General features: G+C 49.2%; 18 protein-coding genes. 13 read left to right on the top strand and 5 right to left on the bottom strand.

Features of this window, described 5'->3' with window-relative positions; all coding sequences use genetic code 11:
* Positions 1-158 precede the first annotated feature (158 nt).
* The 3 genes from ACQY8X_RS02165 to ACQY8X_RS02155 all read left to right on the top strand — a co-directional run bounded on the left by ACQY8X_RS02165 (position 159) and on the right by ACQY8X_RS02155 (position 1,703).
* A complete protein-coding gene (locus ACQY8X_RS02165) occupies positions 159-560 on the top strand; it encodes a VOC family protein (protein WP_428033496.1) in 402 nt (133 codons plus the stop codon).
* Positions 561-1,192: 632 nt separating this feature from the next.
* Positions 1,193-1,447, top strand: coding sequence for a type II toxin-antitoxin system Phd/YefM family antitoxin (locus tag ACQY8X_RS02160; RefSeq protein WP_428033495.1), 255 nt, complete (start codon positions 1,193-1,195; stop codon positions 1,445-1,447).
* A complete protein-coding gene (locus ACQY8X_RS02155; protein ID WP_428033494.1) occupies positions 1,440-1,703 on the top strand; it encodes a Txe/YoeB family addiction module toxin in 264 nt (87 codons plus the stop codon). Before ACQY8X_RS02160 ends, ACQY8X_RS02155 begins: the two co-directional genes overlap by 8 nt.
* Before the next feature lie 801 nt (positions 1,704-2,504).
* Here ACQY8X_RS02155 and nfsA read toward each other — a convergent pair.
* From nfsA to ACQY8X_RS02135, 4 genes are read right to left on the bottom strand one after another with little or no spacing between them, the layout of a single operon-like run.
* On the bottom strand, positions 2,505-3,242 hold the full coding sequence (nfsA, locus tag ACQY8X_RS02150; RefSeq protein ID WP_428033493.1) for an oxygen-insensitive NADPH nitroreductase: 738 nt from the start codon (positions 3,240-3,242) through the stop codon (positions 2,505-2,507).
* 3 nt (positions 3,243-3,245) lie between these two features.
* On the bottom strand, positions 3,246-3,848 hold the full coding sequence (locus ACQY8X_RS02145; RefSeq protein ID WP_428033492.1) for an alpha-ketoglutarate-dependent dioxygenase AlkB family protein: 603 nt from the start codon (positions 3,846-3,848) through the stop codon (positions 3,246-3,248).
* On the bottom strand, positions 3,845-4,729 hold the full coding sequence (locus ACQY8X_RS02140; RefSeq protein ID WP_428033491.1) for a ribose-phosphate pyrophosphokinase: 885 nt from the start codon (positions 4,727-4,729) through the stop codon (positions 3,845-3,847). Before ACQY8X_RS02140 ends, ACQY8X_RS02145 begins: the two co-directional genes overlap by 4 nt.
* A complete protein-coding gene (locus ACQY8X_RS02135) occupies positions 4,710-6,332 on the bottom strand; it encodes a thymidine phosphorylase family protein (RefSeq protein WP_428033490.1) in 1,623 nt (540 codons plus the stop codon). Before ACQY8X_RS02135 ends, ACQY8X_RS02140 begins: the two co-directional genes overlap by 20 nt.
* A 237-nt stretch (positions 6,333-6,569) precedes the next feature.
* On the opposite strand from ACQY8X_RS02135, the gene purU reads away from it, so the two are divergent.
* The 9 genes from purU (at position 6,570) to ACQY8X_RS02090 (ending at position 14,717) form a co-directional block, all read left to right on the top strand.
* Positions 6,570-7,424 carry a formyltetrahydrofolate deformylase gene (gene purU, locus ACQY8X_RS02130; RefSeq protein ID WP_428033489.1) on the top strand — a complete coding sequence of 285 codons (855 nt, stop codon included), beginning with the start codon at positions 6,570-6,572 and terminating at the stop codon, positions 7,422-7,424.
* A 208-nt stretch (positions 7,425-7,632) separates the two neighbouring features.
* Complete coding sequence (locus ACQY8X_RS02125; RefSeq protein WP_428033488.1) at positions 7,633-8,040, top strand: CBS domain-containing protein; 408 nt, start codon at positions 7,633-7,635, stop codon at positions 8,038-8,040.
* 172 nt (positions 8,041-8,212) lie between these two features.
* On the top strand, positions 8,213-9,112 hold the full coding sequence (locus ACQY8X_RS02120) for a DnaT-like ssDNA-binding domain-containing protein (protein WP_428033487.1): 900 nt from the start codon (positions 8,213-8,215) through the stop codon (positions 9,110-9,112).
* Entirely contained in the window at positions 9,030-9,830 is an 801-nt protein-coding gene (locus tag ACQY8X_RS02115; RefSeq protein WP_428033486.1) for a replication protein P, read from the top strand. The genes ACQY8X_RS02120 and ACQY8X_RS02115 overlap by 83 nt, the downstream gene beginning before the upstream one ends.
* Positions 9,831-10,086: 256 nt before the next feature.
* The gene (pstS, locus tag ACQY8X_RS02110) at positions 10,087-11,166 is read left to right on the top strand and encodes a phosphate ABC transporter substrate-binding protein PstS (protein WP_428033485.1); all 1,080 of its coding nucleotides are present in this window, start codon (positions 10,087-10,089) and stop codon (positions 11,164-11,166) included.
* A gap of 99 nt (positions 11,167-11,265) precedes the next feature.
* Positions 11,266-12,243, top strand: a complete 978-nt coding sequence (gene pstC / locus ACQY8X_RS02105) for a phosphate ABC transporter permease subunit PstC (RefSeq protein ID WP_428033484.1) — start codon at positions 11,266-11,268, stop codon at positions 12,241-12,243.
* Positions 12,240-13,136, top strand: coding sequence for a phosphate ABC transporter permease PstA (gene pstA / locus ACQY8X_RS02100; protein ID WP_428033483.1), 897 nt, complete (start codon positions 12,240-12,242; stop codon positions 13,134-13,136). The genes pstC and pstA overlap by 4 nt, the downstream gene beginning before the upstream one ends.
* A 15-nt stretch (positions 13,137-13,151) precedes the next feature.
* Complete coding sequence (gene pstB, locus ACQY8X_RS02095; protein WP_428033482.1) at positions 13,152-13,979, top strand: phosphate ABC transporter ATP-binding protein PstB; 828 nt, start codon at positions 13,152-13,154, stop codon at positions 13,977-13,979.
* A 72-nt stretch (positions 13,980-14,051) separates the two neighbouring features.
* The gene (locus tag ACQY8X_RS02090; RefSeq protein ID WP_428033481.1) at positions 14,052-14,717 is read left to right on the top strand and encodes a hypothetical protein; all 666 of its coding nucleotides are present in this window, start codon (positions 14,052-14,054) and stop codon (positions 14,715-14,717) included.
* 18 nt (positions 14,718-14,735) lie between these two features.
* Here ACQY8X_RS02090 and ACQY8X_RS02085 read toward each other — a convergent pair whose 3' ends face one another.
* A complete protein-coding gene (locus tag ACQY8X_RS02085; protein ID WP_428033480.1) occupies positions 14,736-15,032 on the bottom strand; it encodes a hypothetical protein in 297 nt (98 codons plus the stop codon).
* A 130-nt stretch (positions 15,033-15,162) separates the two neighbouring features.
* Here ACQY8X_RS02085 and bla point away from each other — a divergent pair, with 130 nt between their 5' ends.
* Complete coding sequence (bla, locus tag ACQY8X_RS02080; protein ID WP_428033479.1) at positions 15,163-16,065, top strand: class A beta-lactamase; 903 nt, start codon at positions 15,163-15,165, stop codon at positions 16,063-16,065.
* The last annotated feature ends 91 nt before the right edge of the window (positions 16,066-16,156 follow it).

Genomic DNA, 16,156 nt, shown 5'->3' with positions numbered 1-16,156 from the left:
TCTCGTAATTCTTGCTAACCTGCTGATATATAGAATGAATGTGAACTTTGGCCTATCGAATCCCCAGAATTATAGTGCCTGGGAGTTATAGTGCCAAACGGCACTATAATTAGCTGTTAGGCACTAAATGAGAAGATCTTCACGCAAAGGAAATAAACATGTATTTGGCTAACTATCTCTTTTTTACGACTTGTTGTGAACAAGCTTTAGATTTCTACACCCGTTGCGGCATTGGTAAGGTCGTAGATATTTTGCGGTTCGGTGAGAATGGTATGCCTGTTAGTAATGAAATGATGCGCGGAAAAATTATGCACGCTCAATTCGAAGGGCCAGGAATATTGTTTTACGCCTCTGATAATGATGATGCTGAACCGATGAGAGGCTCAGCCATGATTTTTCAGTTAGAAGATCGTCAGCAGACCGAGAACCTGTTTGAGCTTCTCGGTAATGGAGGGCAAGTTACTACACCACTAGCGATCCAACCTTGGGGCGACTATTTTGGTAAATTAACGGATCGCTTTGGTGTGCAGTGGATGTTCAACTGCAAAATCGATAAGTAATTTATATGCCTAACAAACGCAAGCACGCGGACAAATTTCCGCTACGCATTTTGGCATGGCTTCGCCATTTTATGCCAAAATTCTCCACTACAATTTGCCGGTGTTGCGGGCGTTAAGCATCAAAATGAACTACGGATTTACTAAGCTAGCAACTAGGTGGAACGAGAGGGAAATGAATAGTATTGGCGTTCGCCTAATCAAAGCCATATTGTTCTTCATTCCCCGAGCTAATCCCGACCAGGAAAAGCTATACCCGCATGTGGCCAAGTGGCTTATTGAAATCGATGAAAGCGGTGCTCCAGTACGAGAAATAGGCATGGATAAGAACAATAACCCTCTATTTGTTTGCTGCGCCAAACATTCGTAATTTTGGCTTCTGGACAGATAGCGATAAGAAATTTGAGATTCAAGAGTTGGAATCATCTAGCAAAGAAGAGTTTGAATCTCTTTGGAAAAGGGTTGTGCAAAATGCTTAACAAGGCGCTGTTGTCGCCGCTATCGCGGCTGGGACAGCCTACACTGCGTTTCGGCTGTCCCAAAGCTTGGCGTTAGCAAAAATACATGTACCATATATTGTGCATATAAAATAACTGAGTTATAGTTGTTCAATAAGTTGTACATATAGGTGATTTATGAGAGTTGTATCTTTTACTGAAGCAAGAAATGGATTAAAAGCTGTTTTAGACTCTGTCGTTAATGATGCAGACACCACTATTATAACGCGTCGAGATTCAGAAGATGCGGTAGTGATGTCATTAGATTATTACAATAGTTTGATGGAAACAGTTCATTTATTAAAGTCTCCTGCAAATGCAGAACATTTAAACAAATCAATAGCTCAATATAAAAGTGGTAAAGCTACGCAAAAAGATATAGTCGATGAGTAGTAGGCCACTTTGTTGGACTGATGAAGCTTGGAATGATTACATCTACTGGCAAGGTCAGGACAAAAAGACATTAAAGCGTATAAACAAATTAATCAAGGATACTGAGCGTACACCATTTGAGGGTATTGGTAAGCCTGAGCCTCTTAAAGAAAATTTGTCAGGTTTCTGGTCACGCCGAATTGATGACACCAATCGTTTAGTTTATGCCGTTGATGATAAAACGCTAACCATAATATCGTGCAGGTATCATTACTAATGTGCATGCACCAAATAAAACTGCTTACACATATGAGCCGCCTCGGAGTCAATAGAATATAATGCTCTTATCTGGCCGCGAAGCGGTCAGGTTTTTCAATTAATCAGCCAGCTAGTTTTCTTCGTCTGTCATTGTCGTTGCCAAGACGAGTTTGCAACAAACACATATTGAGACTCTCTTACCCCGTGCTCAACGGGTGCCTACCAATACATCATCCCTGATGAGAGTAGGGGTACCAGACACATATGAGTCAGTCGGACATTTTGTTCCGTGGCTTCTTTTGTGCTTATCGCTACGCTAGCACAAAGAGCCACTCCACCGACTGCCGCTGCACTTTGCGTTAAAAGCACTAGACATGGGAACCTTCATCGCAGACTTAAAGCTTGAATCTGAAAATACTCGATTGAGTGTACCGAAGGTAAGCGTTCGAAAATTCAATTTTTTATGCTCACTTGTTGGTCTTAACTTCGTAGCGTTTATAAGACGAGGTCACCGCTTTAGCCGCTACGCCGATGTCGGGCATTGCCAACCAGTATTTTAAAGGCTTGGGGCTGCCATCACTGGCAGCGTGACAATAGATGAGGGGATGAACCGCCGTGGTACGTGACCCTTATGCCCGGTGTCTGGGAGGAGGGGGCATTGCGAGGTGCCTCCCTATCCCGATTATTTTAAGGCCACGTACCTAAAACCTACACCCGACTCCCATGCTTTTTCTAGCAAGTCACGAAGTGACGTCTAGCGAGCGGCGCAGCCGCGTTCTAGCCACTGGCCGCTTCAAAACTAGGGCTTAGCAGACCCTCATTACTTCAATAAAAACCCCCGCTCTTGAAGAAAAGACAACATATGCGGCCGCGCTTCTTTAACCAGCATGCCGGACATCTGTTCGCTCCAGGTCATCTCTTTATTGCCGCCGGTACGGGTTTGGTAGTATTCACGCACAGATTTATCGTATTCAGCGATGGTTTCTTTATCGCTGCTGTCGCGATAGCTGTCCTGCTTCAGGACGACTTCGACCGGCAGGCGGGGTTTAACTTCCGGGTTCTGATCCGGATAGCCGAGACAGAGACCGAAGACAGGGTAGACCAGTTCAGGTAGCTCCAGAAGTTCTGATACCCGGGCGATCTGGTTGCGGATGCCACCGATATAGACGATGCCTAAGCCGAGTGATTCGGCGGCGATGGTCAGGTTTTGGGCAAACAGAGCGACATCCACGGTGGCGGTAATAAACTGTTCCGTGAAGCCTGAGTTGATCTCGGCGTCGTTCATTTCGCAGGCGAGTTTGTTGCGCTGCATATCGGCGCAGAACACCAGAAAAACAGGGGCCTCAGCGACATAGGCCTGGCCACCGGAACACTCTACCAGTTGGTTACGCTTGTCCTGATCATTGACCTGAATAACGGTGCAGGCCTGAATAAAACTGGAGGTGGCAGCAGCCTGTCCTGCTTGCACCAGGGTATTAACCGTTTCCTGTGGAATTGGCTGATCGGTGAATTTACGGATTGATCGGTGACTGTTGAGTAGCTCTATAACGGGGTTCATCGGTTATTCCATCTGGGTATCTGTGGTGAAAGTATGCCGGAAGGTCAGATTGATCCGTCCCTCCTGTGGCCGGCTGGTTTTGGGCACGCTGTGGTGCCAGTAATGTTGTAACTGACCTGCCATTATCAGCAGGGAGCCGCTATTGAGCAAGAGTTCCTGCTGAGGAATGGTTTTATTCACGCGGTGGCGCAGCAGAAAACGGCGCGCTTGTCCCAGACTCAGAGAGGCGATCACCGGGTTGCGGCCCAATTCGGGCTCGTCGTCGCTGTGCCAGCCCATACTGTCTTTGCCGTCGCGATAATAGTTGATCAGTACGCTGTTAAAACTGTGTCCGCTGACCATTTCTACGCGCTGCTTAACTGCCTGGATCAATGGGTGCCAGGGGTCAGTTTGCAGGCTCAGGCCTGAATAACGGTAGTGGATGCCCGGGTCGCCCTGAAAACATTGCAGTCGGGGAATCTTCACCATCCGGCCAAACATTCTGATCTCGGCCTGGTGCCAGTTAAGTTCAGTGTCCAGCGCCTGAAACAGCTGTGCGGCTTCTGCGGCAGAGATAAACTCGGGCTCCAGCCGCAGCTCTCCCTGGGGGATCGGTATTCCGGTCATCCCTCCAGTAGTTCCCGGGTGGCTGCTGCAATCGCCGGGGCGATTTCGATCTGACTGCTGGGGTGGGGGATACAGCGACTGGTGATGACATCCGAGACCGCTTGCAGTTGTGGATAAGCATCGGCGGCGAATATTCCATGTACAGCGATGCAGGTGGCTCTGGGCATCCCGGCATTTTGCAGGTGGGTGATGGTCTCAAGCATGGTCCGGCCACTGGAGATAATATCATCGACCAGCACCGGGGTATGCTGCCGCCAGCGCTCGACTTCCGGTAGCGTGACTTCTACATCATAGTCACCCCGACGAATTTTGTTGAGCACCTGAAAGGGGGCGTCCGCCAGCTTCGCCACGCTGGAGACCCACTGTTCGCTTTCACTGTCCGGGCCGATCAGCAGAGGCTTTTGAATATTCTGTTTGATCCAGTCTGCGATGAGTGGTGCGGCGTGGACCACTCGCGATGGTATTGTATAGATCTCATCGAGTGAATCATAACGGTGCAGGTGTGGGTCAACGGTCACCAGAAAGTCGACAGTATCAGAAAGCAGTCGGGCAAAGGGGCGGGAGCTGACGCACTCGCCTGCATGAAACTGTTTGTCCTGACGCATATAGGCCAGGTAGGGGGTGATCAGCCCGACCTTCGCGGCCCCCATCTGCCGCAGGGTGTCGCTTAATAATACCAGCCTGAGGATTTTGTTGTCGGGCTGGTAGAGATTGCAGAAGATCACCACATTACGGTCTTTGCAGTCGCTCAGCACCCGCAGATAGCTCTCATCATCGGGAAACCGGCGTAGCTCTATTTCACCTTTCTGGGCATTAAGTTCGTTTAGCAACTGGGTTTCCAGTTGCAGGTTTGATTCCAGATTAATCAGTATAGTTTTCATGACGACACTCCTTTGCCAGACGCTCCTCTAACGCGATCTCTCCATCAGAAACCTCCTCATTAAGCGGCTCTTCATCAGGCAGCTCTTCATCAGAGCGTAGGGAGATAATATCTGGGTGGCTTTCGAGATAATCGACTGCGTAGTTCAGCTCACCGGAGCTTTCGGCGTGGATGGTCAGCAGCGGTTCGTGGGGATACACCGTCTGGCCCAGTTTGACATGGATCTCTACGCCAGCAGTAGGGTCGAGTGGTGCCCCAGCCAGTTTGGCGACCTGTGCCAGTTGGCGGTTGTCCACCTGGGTTACGGTGCCTGTTTTATCTGCCATCAACTTGAACAGATAGGGGGCTTCATCCGGCTGTTTCATGCCGCCCTGGGCATTGCAGATAGCGCAGAATTTTCCCCAGGCAAGACCGCTTTCAAGAACGACCGTCGCTTTTTCGATGCCGCGGCCAGGTTCAACAACACCGGCCATCTCAAGCATCGTGCCTGCCATCGTCAGGGCTCTCTGCTTCAGATCCTGCGGCGCATCGGTGTCATTCTGCAGAACTGCGAGAACATCCTTGGCTTCCAGAGCCGGGCCGATGCCGTTACCGACCGGCTGGCTGCCGTCGGTATAGAGTATCTGAATCTTAATACCCAGCTGCTCACCGACTTTTATAAAGGATGCGGCCAGTTTATCGGCGGCTTTCTGGGAACGTACTTTAGCGGTGGGGCCTACCGGGATATCGATCAGAACGTGGGTGGCACCCGCGGCAATTTTTTTCGACAGCACGGAGGCGATCAACTGTCCCTCGCTGTCAATATCCAGAGCTCTTTCGACCTGAATCAATATGTCATCGGAGGGGCTGAGACGCACCGAGCCGCCCCAGGCAAGACAGGCGCCCTCCTGTTTCACCACCTGTTTCATCTGCTCCAGTGTCAGACTGACTTCGGTCATTGTTTCCATGGTATCAGCGGTGCCCGCGGGGGAGGTGATCGCCCGGGAGGATGTTTTCGGCATGGTCAGGCCGCTGGCGGCCAGAATCGCAACCACAATTGGAGTAGTACGGTTGCCGGGCAGTCCTCCGACACAATGTTTGTCGATCACCATGGGTTGCCCCCAGTCGATGCGGCTGCCGGAATCGATCATCGCCTGGGTGAGGGCGATGATCTCGGCATCATCCAGTTTGTCATCACCGCAGGCGGTGATAAAGGCGGCGATATGCACATCGGCATAACGGCCATCGACGATATCGTTGATGATCTCCTGAAACTGCTGTTTGCTGAGGGAGTGGCCATAGACCTTTGCCCGGACATGGGACAGAGACTGCACCGGCCGGGGGTGCGTCAGCCAGACGTTATCATCGGCATTCAGTTGTAACCTCAGCCAGGCTGATTCGGAAAAGCCTATCTGCCCCCGGCGCAGCATCTCGCCGGTAATGATATTGAGGGTTGCAATTATCTTGCAGTGTTCGGTGTGCACCAATACCCGTGACAGCGCGGAAAAGCCTTCTGAGCGGCATACCGGGCTGTCGGCCCTGAGGTAGATTATCGGTTCCTGGCGGGTGTCGATACCCAGCCTGCGTGCCTGGAGAGTGGTGGCTCGTTCGGGGGTGGAGATCATCTTTGCTTTGCTCCCTGTCCAGATCTCAATTGGTTAACACTGCCGTTAACAAATAAGTCTGGTCGCCAAATAGAATGGTCTTTTCATCAATTTATATCAGAGAACAATATCGCCTGTACATGATATCGCTACCTATTCGTAGGCTTTAAACGGTTCGTGAATTAAGACAGGTGGCGTGAGTCCGGATAGCTGATAGAATGTCGCCACTTCAAAAACAGATAGAAAAAGTAGGATATCATGGAACGCAGATTCAGACTGGTACTGGCTTGCCCTGATCGATTGGGTATTGTGGCGATGGTAAGTAATTTTATCTCCAGCCATGGAGGCTCTATTGCGGATGCCAACCAGCATTCTGATAGTTCTACCGGCTGGTTTTTTATGCGGGTTGAGATTGTCACTGCCTCCCGGAGTTTTGATCGGGAGCAGCTGATTGAGCAGTTCACACCGATCGCTCAGTCATTCAAAATGCAGTGGGAAATCACTGACGCGGCAGTGCCCAAGAAAGTGGTGCTGATGGCCAGTCGGGAGTCCCACTGTCTTGCTGACCTGCTGTATCGCTATCATGAAGGTGAGCTGGATTGTGAGATCCCCTGTGTAATCTCTAACCATGATGATCTGCGCAGTATGGTTGAGTGGCATGGCATTCCTTACCACCACGTGCCGGTCGACCCCAAGGATAAACAGCCGCATTTTGACCGGGTGCATCAGCTGATTGTGGAACATCAGGCCGATACTGTGGTGCTGGCGCGCTATATGCAAATTCTGCCTAGCACGGTGTGCGATATCTACCGCCATAAAATTATCAATATTCATCACAGCTTTCTGCCCTCATTTGCCGGTGCAAAGCCCTACCATCAGGCCCACGAACGGGGCGTTAAGCTGATCGGAGCCACCTGTCATTATGTGACAGAGGAGTTGGATGCCGGTCCGATTATTGATCAGGATGTGGTGCGGGTGACACATCGCGACCAGCCAGAGGAGATGGTGCGTCTGGGTAAGGATGTCGAGAAAACGGTGCTTTCACGTGGGCTGCGCTGGCACCTGGATGACCGTGTGCTGGTACACGGAAATAAGACCGTGGTGTTTAACTGAAAACGGCTGTACTCATTCTGTGGGTAGTGGATTTATTCGCCTAATTGATAGACCTCGGACAGTGTTTTGTTGTTAACAGCTGGGCTAAGATAAAGTCCTAAAAAGAGCTTATTAAAAATAAGTTTGTAGTAAGAGTACTTAAAAAATCAATAATAAAGGCCGGTTCGACCGGCTGTTAGATGACTGATATCCGCCTGGAGGATACTCGATGTTGCGATCTGTTAAAGCCAGCGATTATATGGCTGAAAAGCTGATTACATTCACACCTGAAACTGATCTGTTTGAAGCGATAAATCAGTTGCTTAAATACCGTATTACCGGCGCGCCGGTTATCGATAAAAATGGTGAGTTGGTTGGGCTGCTGTCCGAGGCTGATTGTCTGAAAGCGATTCTGACCCTGACCTATCATGAAGAGGAGATGGGCGGTAAGGTAGGCGATTACATGTCACCGGAGGTGTTCACTATCTCCCACGATGCCGACATTATCTCAGTGGCTGAAGAGTTTATTATCAATAAAAGACGTCGCTTGCCGGTGATAAAAAATGGTAAACTGATCGGCCAGATCAGTCGTCGGGATGTGCTGCGCGCAGTGGAGCAGTTTGCCCAGGACGGCTGATTGGATTTGTATCCGGGTCGCCTCTCAGAGTTAGCTGCATCGGTAATGTCGAACCGTTCGGCAGGTTATACTCTTTGTATGGTTATAACCCTCAGTTGCCGGGTTGTGTTCCGGTGAGCTGACCAGGTGGCCTGGTTGTTTTTACTTTCTGCTTTAGATTTATGGAATCATTATGAGCTTCCGTTTTCCGGAAAAACCCGTACTGTTTTATCCTTCGCTGGCACGTACGGCAGGCTCTGATGAAGCGATCCTTCTGGCTATCTATCATGACTACATTCAGATTCACGGCTTGCCTGATAAGTCAGGCTATCCTTCTGCGGTATTGAGTCGCTCTGAATGGTTCTCTCTGGTCAGTTTCTGGGATGAAGAAAAACTGGCAATGACAACCAGTAGTCTGGTGTCCCAGGGCTACATTCAGGCATCCTTTGGTCATGGCCGGGCGATTAAACTGGCGTTGTTGATGCCGCTAGATCAACCGTCTGCCCCTTCATCATCTCCGGTATTTCCGGATGAACCGCCGCCGGTGATGGTGCAGGAGCTGCCGGTGGTTGAACAGCCCCCGGAGCGCAGTGAGATCAGTCGCCGGGTACATCAGGCGCAGCCGCGCAGACTGGGGCCAGCGCCCACTTTTGGTGGCAGTATTGGCTGGTCGAAAAGTCGTCAGGTGACCCCCAGTCGTGAGACCACGGCGGAGAACGACTTTGCCAGCCGGCTGAATGAGATCGAACAGAAAAACCAGAAGCTGCAGCCGATGTCACTCGGCTGGCGACCTTCGCAGATGTTGCTGGATATGTTACCTCGCCACAGTATTCCGCAGCCGTTCGCTGAAAGTTTACTGGATGAGTTTATACTCTACTGGCTGGATAAAGATCGTAAAGAGTCTAACTGGGATCAGAAATTCCTTGCCTGGGTTAAGCGGGAATGGGTTAATCAACAAACACGTGATGCGCGCAAGCAGCGGGCAGAAGAAGCAAATAAAGGTGTAAACCATGAAAACACCCGCCCAGATAATCGGGAAAAGCGCCAGCGGGTTACCGCAGCCATCATGGACATCAAGGACACCGACTGGTAATTCCGAGGCGGCTGCTGAACCCACCACCATCAGCAACCAAACCAAAACCCTGATCAACATGCTGTTTGCCCGTTTTATGGCAATTTACGGGCATAAGTTTAAAAGTTGTTTTGAAACTCAGGACGAGATCCGTATCGCTAAGCGCGAATGGGCGCTGAGCATGCAGGGGTATAGCGAAGCGGAACTGGTGGCGGCGATCAGTCGTTGTAAAGAAACGCTGGCGTGGATGCCCACCATCTCAGAATTTATCACTATTCTTAATGAGCAAAGTGGTAATTTCGGCCTGCCTCCGGCAAAGATCGCCTATGAAGAGGTCTGTCGTTATGCTGACCATCCAACTCAGCATGACTGGACTCATGTAGCACTCTACCATGCAGGCAAAGCCACAGGCTGGTTTCGTCTGCGCAGTGAAACAGAGGACCGGGTTTTCCCCGACTTTCTCTATAACTATCAGGTCATCTGTCGCCGGGTACGGGCCGGAGAAGATCTCTCCATTGAGGTGCCGGTTGCGCTCGAAAATAAAAGCGACAACACTCTGGTGGAGTTTATCCGCCGTTGGGGCGAACAGCAAAACCTGAGTCCTGAACAGGCCAGCACTTTGCTGTTTTATCTCACTAAACCTAAAGGCACCGATGTTCGCGAACGTTTTCGCCAGGCCAGTCAGCAGCGCGCTGAAAGCTGGGGTCTGAGCATTACCCTGCCGGACGACTATCAATAAACAACCTGTAATGTCTCCGCTTCAGGTGGTGAGTTGACCACCTGAACGCCTCTTGCTCACCAACCGCAGTACCTTGTTGCCTCTGAGGGAACTCCCTCTCATCCCCTTGCAGTTAGCCTTCCTTAGAGTGTCTCTATTTTGTGTCATGGTCACTGTCGCCAGTCGCTGTCATAAAACCTAAATCTTAACGACATAAAAGGTAAATATAGAGTCGCTAGTATGTGATGCTCTCATTTTCTTGCGATCAGGAATAATTATGAAACTATTTGCAATGACAGTAGCGCTGGCTAAAAACACCAAATCCGCTGTTGTAGTCAGTGCCCTCATTGGTGCGATCTCTGCAGCATCGGTCGCTCATGCAGACCTGAAGTTAAATGGCTCTGGTGCAAGTTTCCCCGCGCCGATCTATAACAAATGGTTTAAAGACTATAGCAAAATCACCGATGGCGTTCGCATTGACTATCAGTCGAAGGGGAGTGGTGCCGGTATCCGTGACTTTATTAACGAAACGGTAGACTTTGCCGCCAGTGATGCGGCGATGAAAGATAAAGAGATTGCTGAAGTTAAGCGGGGAGCTATTCTGCTGCCCATGACGGCCGGTGAAGTCGTTCTGTCATACAACCTTGACGGCGTTGAAACGCTGAAGCTTCCGCGTGACGTCTATCCTGATATCTTCTTGGGTAAAATCACGCAATGGAACGACCCGAAAATTGTCGCCGCAAACCCGGGTGTAAAGCTGCCTGATGCAAAAATCACTGTGGTTGTCCGTTCTGACTCCAGTGGTACAAGTTATGTGTATACCAACCACCTGTCGGCTATCAGCCCTGAGTTCAAAGCGGCAGTTGGTGCAGCAAAATCGCCTAACTGGCCGACTACCGGTACGCTCGTTAAAGCACCGAAAAATGACGGTGTTACTGCAACAATTAAGCAAACTCCGGGGGCTATCGGTTACATCGAATATGGTTTTGCTAAGTTGACCAAAATGCCAACCGCTATTCTTCAGAACCAGAAAGGTAAGTTTGTTGCCGCTGGTGGTGAAACCGGCGCTGCCGCACTGGCTACAACCACATTCCCTGATGCTAACCTGCCGGGCAGTGATGTTCCTGATCTGCGCGCCTGGGCAACCGATCCTGCCGGTGAAGATGCTTACCCAATCGCTTCGTTTACCTGGTTGCTTGTGTACAAAGATCAGGATGATGACAAAGCTGAAGCGATGAAAAATCTGATTGAGTATATGGTCACTACAGGTCAGGAGTCTGCCGAGTCTATGGGGTACATTCCTCTGCCAGCGAACGTCGTTGAGAAAGTGCGTAATGCTGCAAAAATGATCAAGTAATCTGATCTCTCAACATGGGTTAGTCAATGCTGTAAGTACCTCAGTGTATTTACAGCATTTTCATGCTCATATTTTAATGCACAGATAGTAGGTATATGCATGGTATATGATCCCTTTAAGCACGCCAGTAGTGATAGAACACTGTCTGCTCCGCCTTCAGCTTTTGATTATACGAAGGATAAGGTGTTCAGATCTTTTGCTTATTGTTGTGCCTTAGCCATCGTTCTTTTAGTTGCATACATTGTATTTGAACTTGGCTCCCAGGCTTTGCCTGCCATAAAGAGTTATGGTCTGGGCTTTGTCACAGGCACGACATGGGATGCAAACCAGCGTGAATTTGGCGTGCTGCCTGAGATCTGGGGGACACTCTATAGCTCATTAATCGCATTGATCACGGGTGGGTTTTTAGGTGTGGGTATTGCTATCTTCCTGACCCAGAGCTTTGTTCATGCGAAATTAGAACTTGTTTTCAGAACCATTATTGAATTATTGGCCGCTATCCCTTCGGTTGTTTATGGCCTGTGGGGTATCTATGTCCTTATCCCATTATTAAGACCTGTTGCTCAGTGGTTTTATGAAACCTTAGGCTGGTTTCCCTTTTTTGGTACTGAGTTAAGTGGCCCGGGCCTTGCGCCAGCCTCACTGGTTCTCGCCATTATGATTTTACCAACGGTCGCGGCGATCTCTGCCGATGCCTTCCAGCGTATCCCCTATAAAGTGAAAGAGGCGGCTTACGGTATGGGCGCGACAAAATGGGAAGTCATTCTTAAGGTGATGTTGCCAACCGCATCTTCAGGGATTTTAGCCGGTTTGGTGCTGGGCTTCGGTCGGGCACTGGGTGAGACAATGGCCTTAGCGATGCTGATTGGTAATGTTAATAACATCAGTCTGTCGCTGTTCGCTCCCGCTAATACCCTGGCCTCTCTGCTGGCATCAACGTTCCCTGAAGCGGGGGAGATAGAGGTGCAGGCGTTGATGTATGCCGCACTGGTGTTACTGGCTATCACCTTTATTGTTAATGTCGCGGGTCTGGCAGTACAGCAATATGCGATGCGTAAATTTGAGGGTAAAAAATGAGCGAAATCAGTCAGCAGTTGCCTCCAGTGGTTGAGTTTCCCTCGCTGGAAAAAGATTCCTTCGATATCCGGGCAATTAAGAATTCAGCCCTGACCGTTATGGTCTGGGGTATCGCGATTATGGCGAGTATCCCTCTTTTCTCGGTGATTTTTATGCTGGTTAGCGAGGGAGGGGCGCGTATCGATGTTGCTGCGCTTACGGAGATCCCGCCAGCGGGTTTTGAAATGGGAGGGGGTTTTGGTAACGCTATTATCGGCACATTGGTGATGGTCGGGATCGCTTCACTGATCAGTATCCCTTTAGGGATTATGGCTGCGTTGCATCTGGCGATTCTCGACCCTAACAGCAAGCTGGCGACGGTTTCCCGCTTTCTGGCAAAAGTGCTTACCGGTTTTCCTTCCATTCTGGCCGGTGTATTTGTCTACGCTGTCATTGTTATTACGACAGGCACCTATTCCGCCTGGGCCGGTGGTGTTGCATTAGCCGTGTTAATGTTGCCAACCGTGACACTGGCGGCTGAAGAGGCGATGCGACAGGTTCCTCAGCGGATGAAAGATGCGGCCTATGGCATGGGGTGCACACGTACTCAGGTGATTATGCAGGTGGTTCTGCCAACCGGATTACCCGGTATTTTAACCGGCGTGATTTTAGCCGTTGCCGGTGCGGCGGGTGAATCCGCGCCGTTACTGTTTACGGCCTTGTTTAGTAACTACTACATGGCTGAACTGGCTGAGCCGACTGCCTCGCTCTCCATCCTGATTTATAACTTTTCAGGAATGCCATTCGATAATCAGATTGAACTCGCCTGGGCTGCTTCATTAGTACTGGTCGTATTAGTTTTGTTCTTCAACATACTGGCGCGCGTTGTTGGCCGTTCGAAATTTAAAGAATAATTGAGGTAATACATTATGACTTCGCTATCTGCTACTGGTGAATTTATTGCAAAAAAATATGAGCCAAAAGGCCCGGTCGTTTTAGATTGCCAGATAAATAACATTTATTACGGTAATTTCAGAGCGGTCAGGGACTCTCATGTTCCCATTGAAAAGAATAAAGTCACTGGCTTTATTGGCCCGTCAGGGTGCGGAAAAAGTACGGTATTAAGAAGTATGAACCGTATGAATGATTTGATTGAATCATTCCGTTTTGACGGCAGCATTCAATATCACAGTAATGATATTTACGGTAAGAGGGTCGATCCTGTTGTTGTCAGACGCTACATCGGCATGGTTTTTCAACTGCCTAACCCGTTCTCAATGAGCATCTACGATAATGTTGCTTTTGGTTTAAGACTGAATGGCTTCAAAGGTGATGAAGAGGAGATGGTGGTGCAGGCACTGAAAAGAGCCGCTATCTGGGATGACGTAAAAGATAAACTTAAAAACAGTGGGTTGTCTTTGTCTGGTGGCCAGCAGCAGCGGCTATGTATTGCCAGAGCCATTGCAACAGAGCCCGATGTGCTGTTAATGGATGAGCCTTGTTCGGCGCTTGATCCCATTGCGACACGCCAGGTTGAAGATCTGATGGTAGAACTGAAAGAGCACTATAGTGTGGCTCTGGTAACCCATAATATGCAGCAGGCTACCCGTGTTGCCGATGTCACTGCGTTTCTGGGGGTTGATATTTCTCAGGGTGGCCGTACCGGGTATCTGGTTGAAATGGATGACACACAGAAGATTTTTGAAGACCCGCAACAAATACTGACGCAGCAGTATGTCAGAGGTGAATTCAGTTAATTAGTCCTTAGATACTGATTAATCTTTATTACGCTGAATTCCTGTGAAACCTGTAGAGCACGGCATGATTTGATGGCTAAAATATTACCTCTGAATATTGATGAAATCAGATCATGCCTTGTCGATACCCAAAAAAACTTTAACAAAATCAATGCAACACTGACCGTCCAGCGGAAGCCGCCAACCGATGAGGTTATCAATAACCTGATAGCAGGGTATGTAAGAATTGATGAGCATCTGCAAAATGGAACCGATCTTTTTAAGATCGGTAACTCCCGGCTGATCTTAGAGCTGAATCATATCGTGCTATATCACCATGCAGATATCTCTGTTGAAGAGGATAAATCACAATTTAAGGCCACTAAAAAGCATTTTTACGATACCAAAAATGCGGGTATTGGCCCCTTAATGGAGTGGTTGGCGTTTAATAAAAATACCGATATCTGGAAAAAAACAGCGGGCACATTCACCCATATCATCAGTCAGCCGCAGCTCTTCCTGGAGGGCAATCATCGCACTGGTTCATTGATTATGAGTTATTTGCTGATGAGGCAGGGGTATTCGCCATTTGTGCTCTCTTATGACAATGCGAAACACTTTTTCGAGCCAGCAGAATTAACCAAAAACCGTCATAAAAAAACACTGTTGGATGAATTTCTCCATCTGCCCAAACAGACTCGAAAATTTGCCAAACTGCTCAAAAGTGAGCAAAGCAGCAAGTTCCTGTTAAACAGATAATCTTTGACCAACCGGTGTCTATTGCAGTTTGTCTGTGGGATTTCTGGCTTTGAGTTCGCCACGATTCGATAACAGTATTTTTTGATACTTTTCCGGATCATGTTTGAGTATGTCGATATATTCCATGACTAATGATGGCCAGTTATTGCCCTCGTAGAGGGCAAACTTATCCAATGCAACCAGGAGTAGTTTAGCCGCTGCCCGCTGTTCCTTTTTATCGGCTTCGCCATACCACTCTACAATCTCATCATACAGTGATTCAGCCTTCTCAAGCGGGGTTAACTCAACCGGAGGTAGGTGCTTCTCATGGCTCATTTAATGCTATCCCGTGTAGGTGACTGGGTTGTTAAAATAACACAGCCTGGCACAGGAGAGGTGCTATTCTGCAGATAAAAAATATTGTATGGTCGGTACCATTTAGTCTGTTAACTGGAATGTTTGTCTTATGGTCGATACCTGTCTGCCCGCTAGTGTAAAGTGGCGATCTGTTCTATGCATCACCGTGGGGGTGTTGTTGAGTGTTTGTGCCGTAGCAGGCCAGAGCCAACCGGAACCCCCAGATTTAATCAGTGACAAGATCCATCAGGTTGAGGCTGATCTGGGCGCTTCGGTCGGGGTTGCTGTTTATAACCTGGCGGACAACACCCTGTGGCACTATAACGGAGAGACGCGTTTTCCGCTGATGAGCACCTTTAAAACGCTTGCCTGTGCCAAACTGTTTGCTGATGTTGATCGGGGCGCACAGTCCTTTGAACGTTCGGTGATGATTGAAAAAGAGAAACTGATCGCCTGGTCACCCATCACAGAAAACCTGGTCGGCGAGCCGTTTACGCTTAAGCAGGCCTGTTCTGCCGCTATGCAGATGAGCGACAATACCGCCGCCAATATTGTCCTCGAAGGTATTGGCGGCCCTGGCGAGTTAACTCAGTTTATGCGCAGCATTGGTGATGATGTTACCCGCCTTGACCGGATAGAACCCGCTCTGAATGAGGCTTTGGCCGGTGATAATCGTGATACCACTACTCCTGATGCGATGGTGAACAGTTTAGCTGAATTGCTATATGGTGAAACACTGAGTGCCAGTGCAGCAGCGCAACTGAAACAGTGGATGATGGATAATAAGGTATCTGATAGCCTGCTGCGCTCCGTGCTACCGCAGGGGTGGTCAATCGCAGACCGGTCGGGTGCCGGTGGTTTTGGTTCCAGAGGTATCACCGCGATAGTGTGGTCAGAACAACAAACACCAATCGTTATAGCGATCTACCTGACACAAACCGATGCCTCGTTTGATCGCCGCAACCGGGCGATAGCAGAGATTGGTCAGGCGATTTTCAGCCGTTATCGCTAGTCGGCTAATCGAGGTTCTGGTTAAAGGGCTGATTCAGGTCGTTTTAAAGCTGTTTTTAGCAGGGCTGCCTTCAGCACTTAACGCGGTAAAT

Source organism: Amphritea sp., from assembly GCF_050300915.1.
In the GTDB taxonomy this organism is placed as follows: Bacteria; Pseudomonadota; Gammaproteobacteria; order Pseudomonadales; family Balneatricaceae; genus Amphritea.
This window is presented reverse-complemented; position numbering and strand designations above follow the sequence as displayed.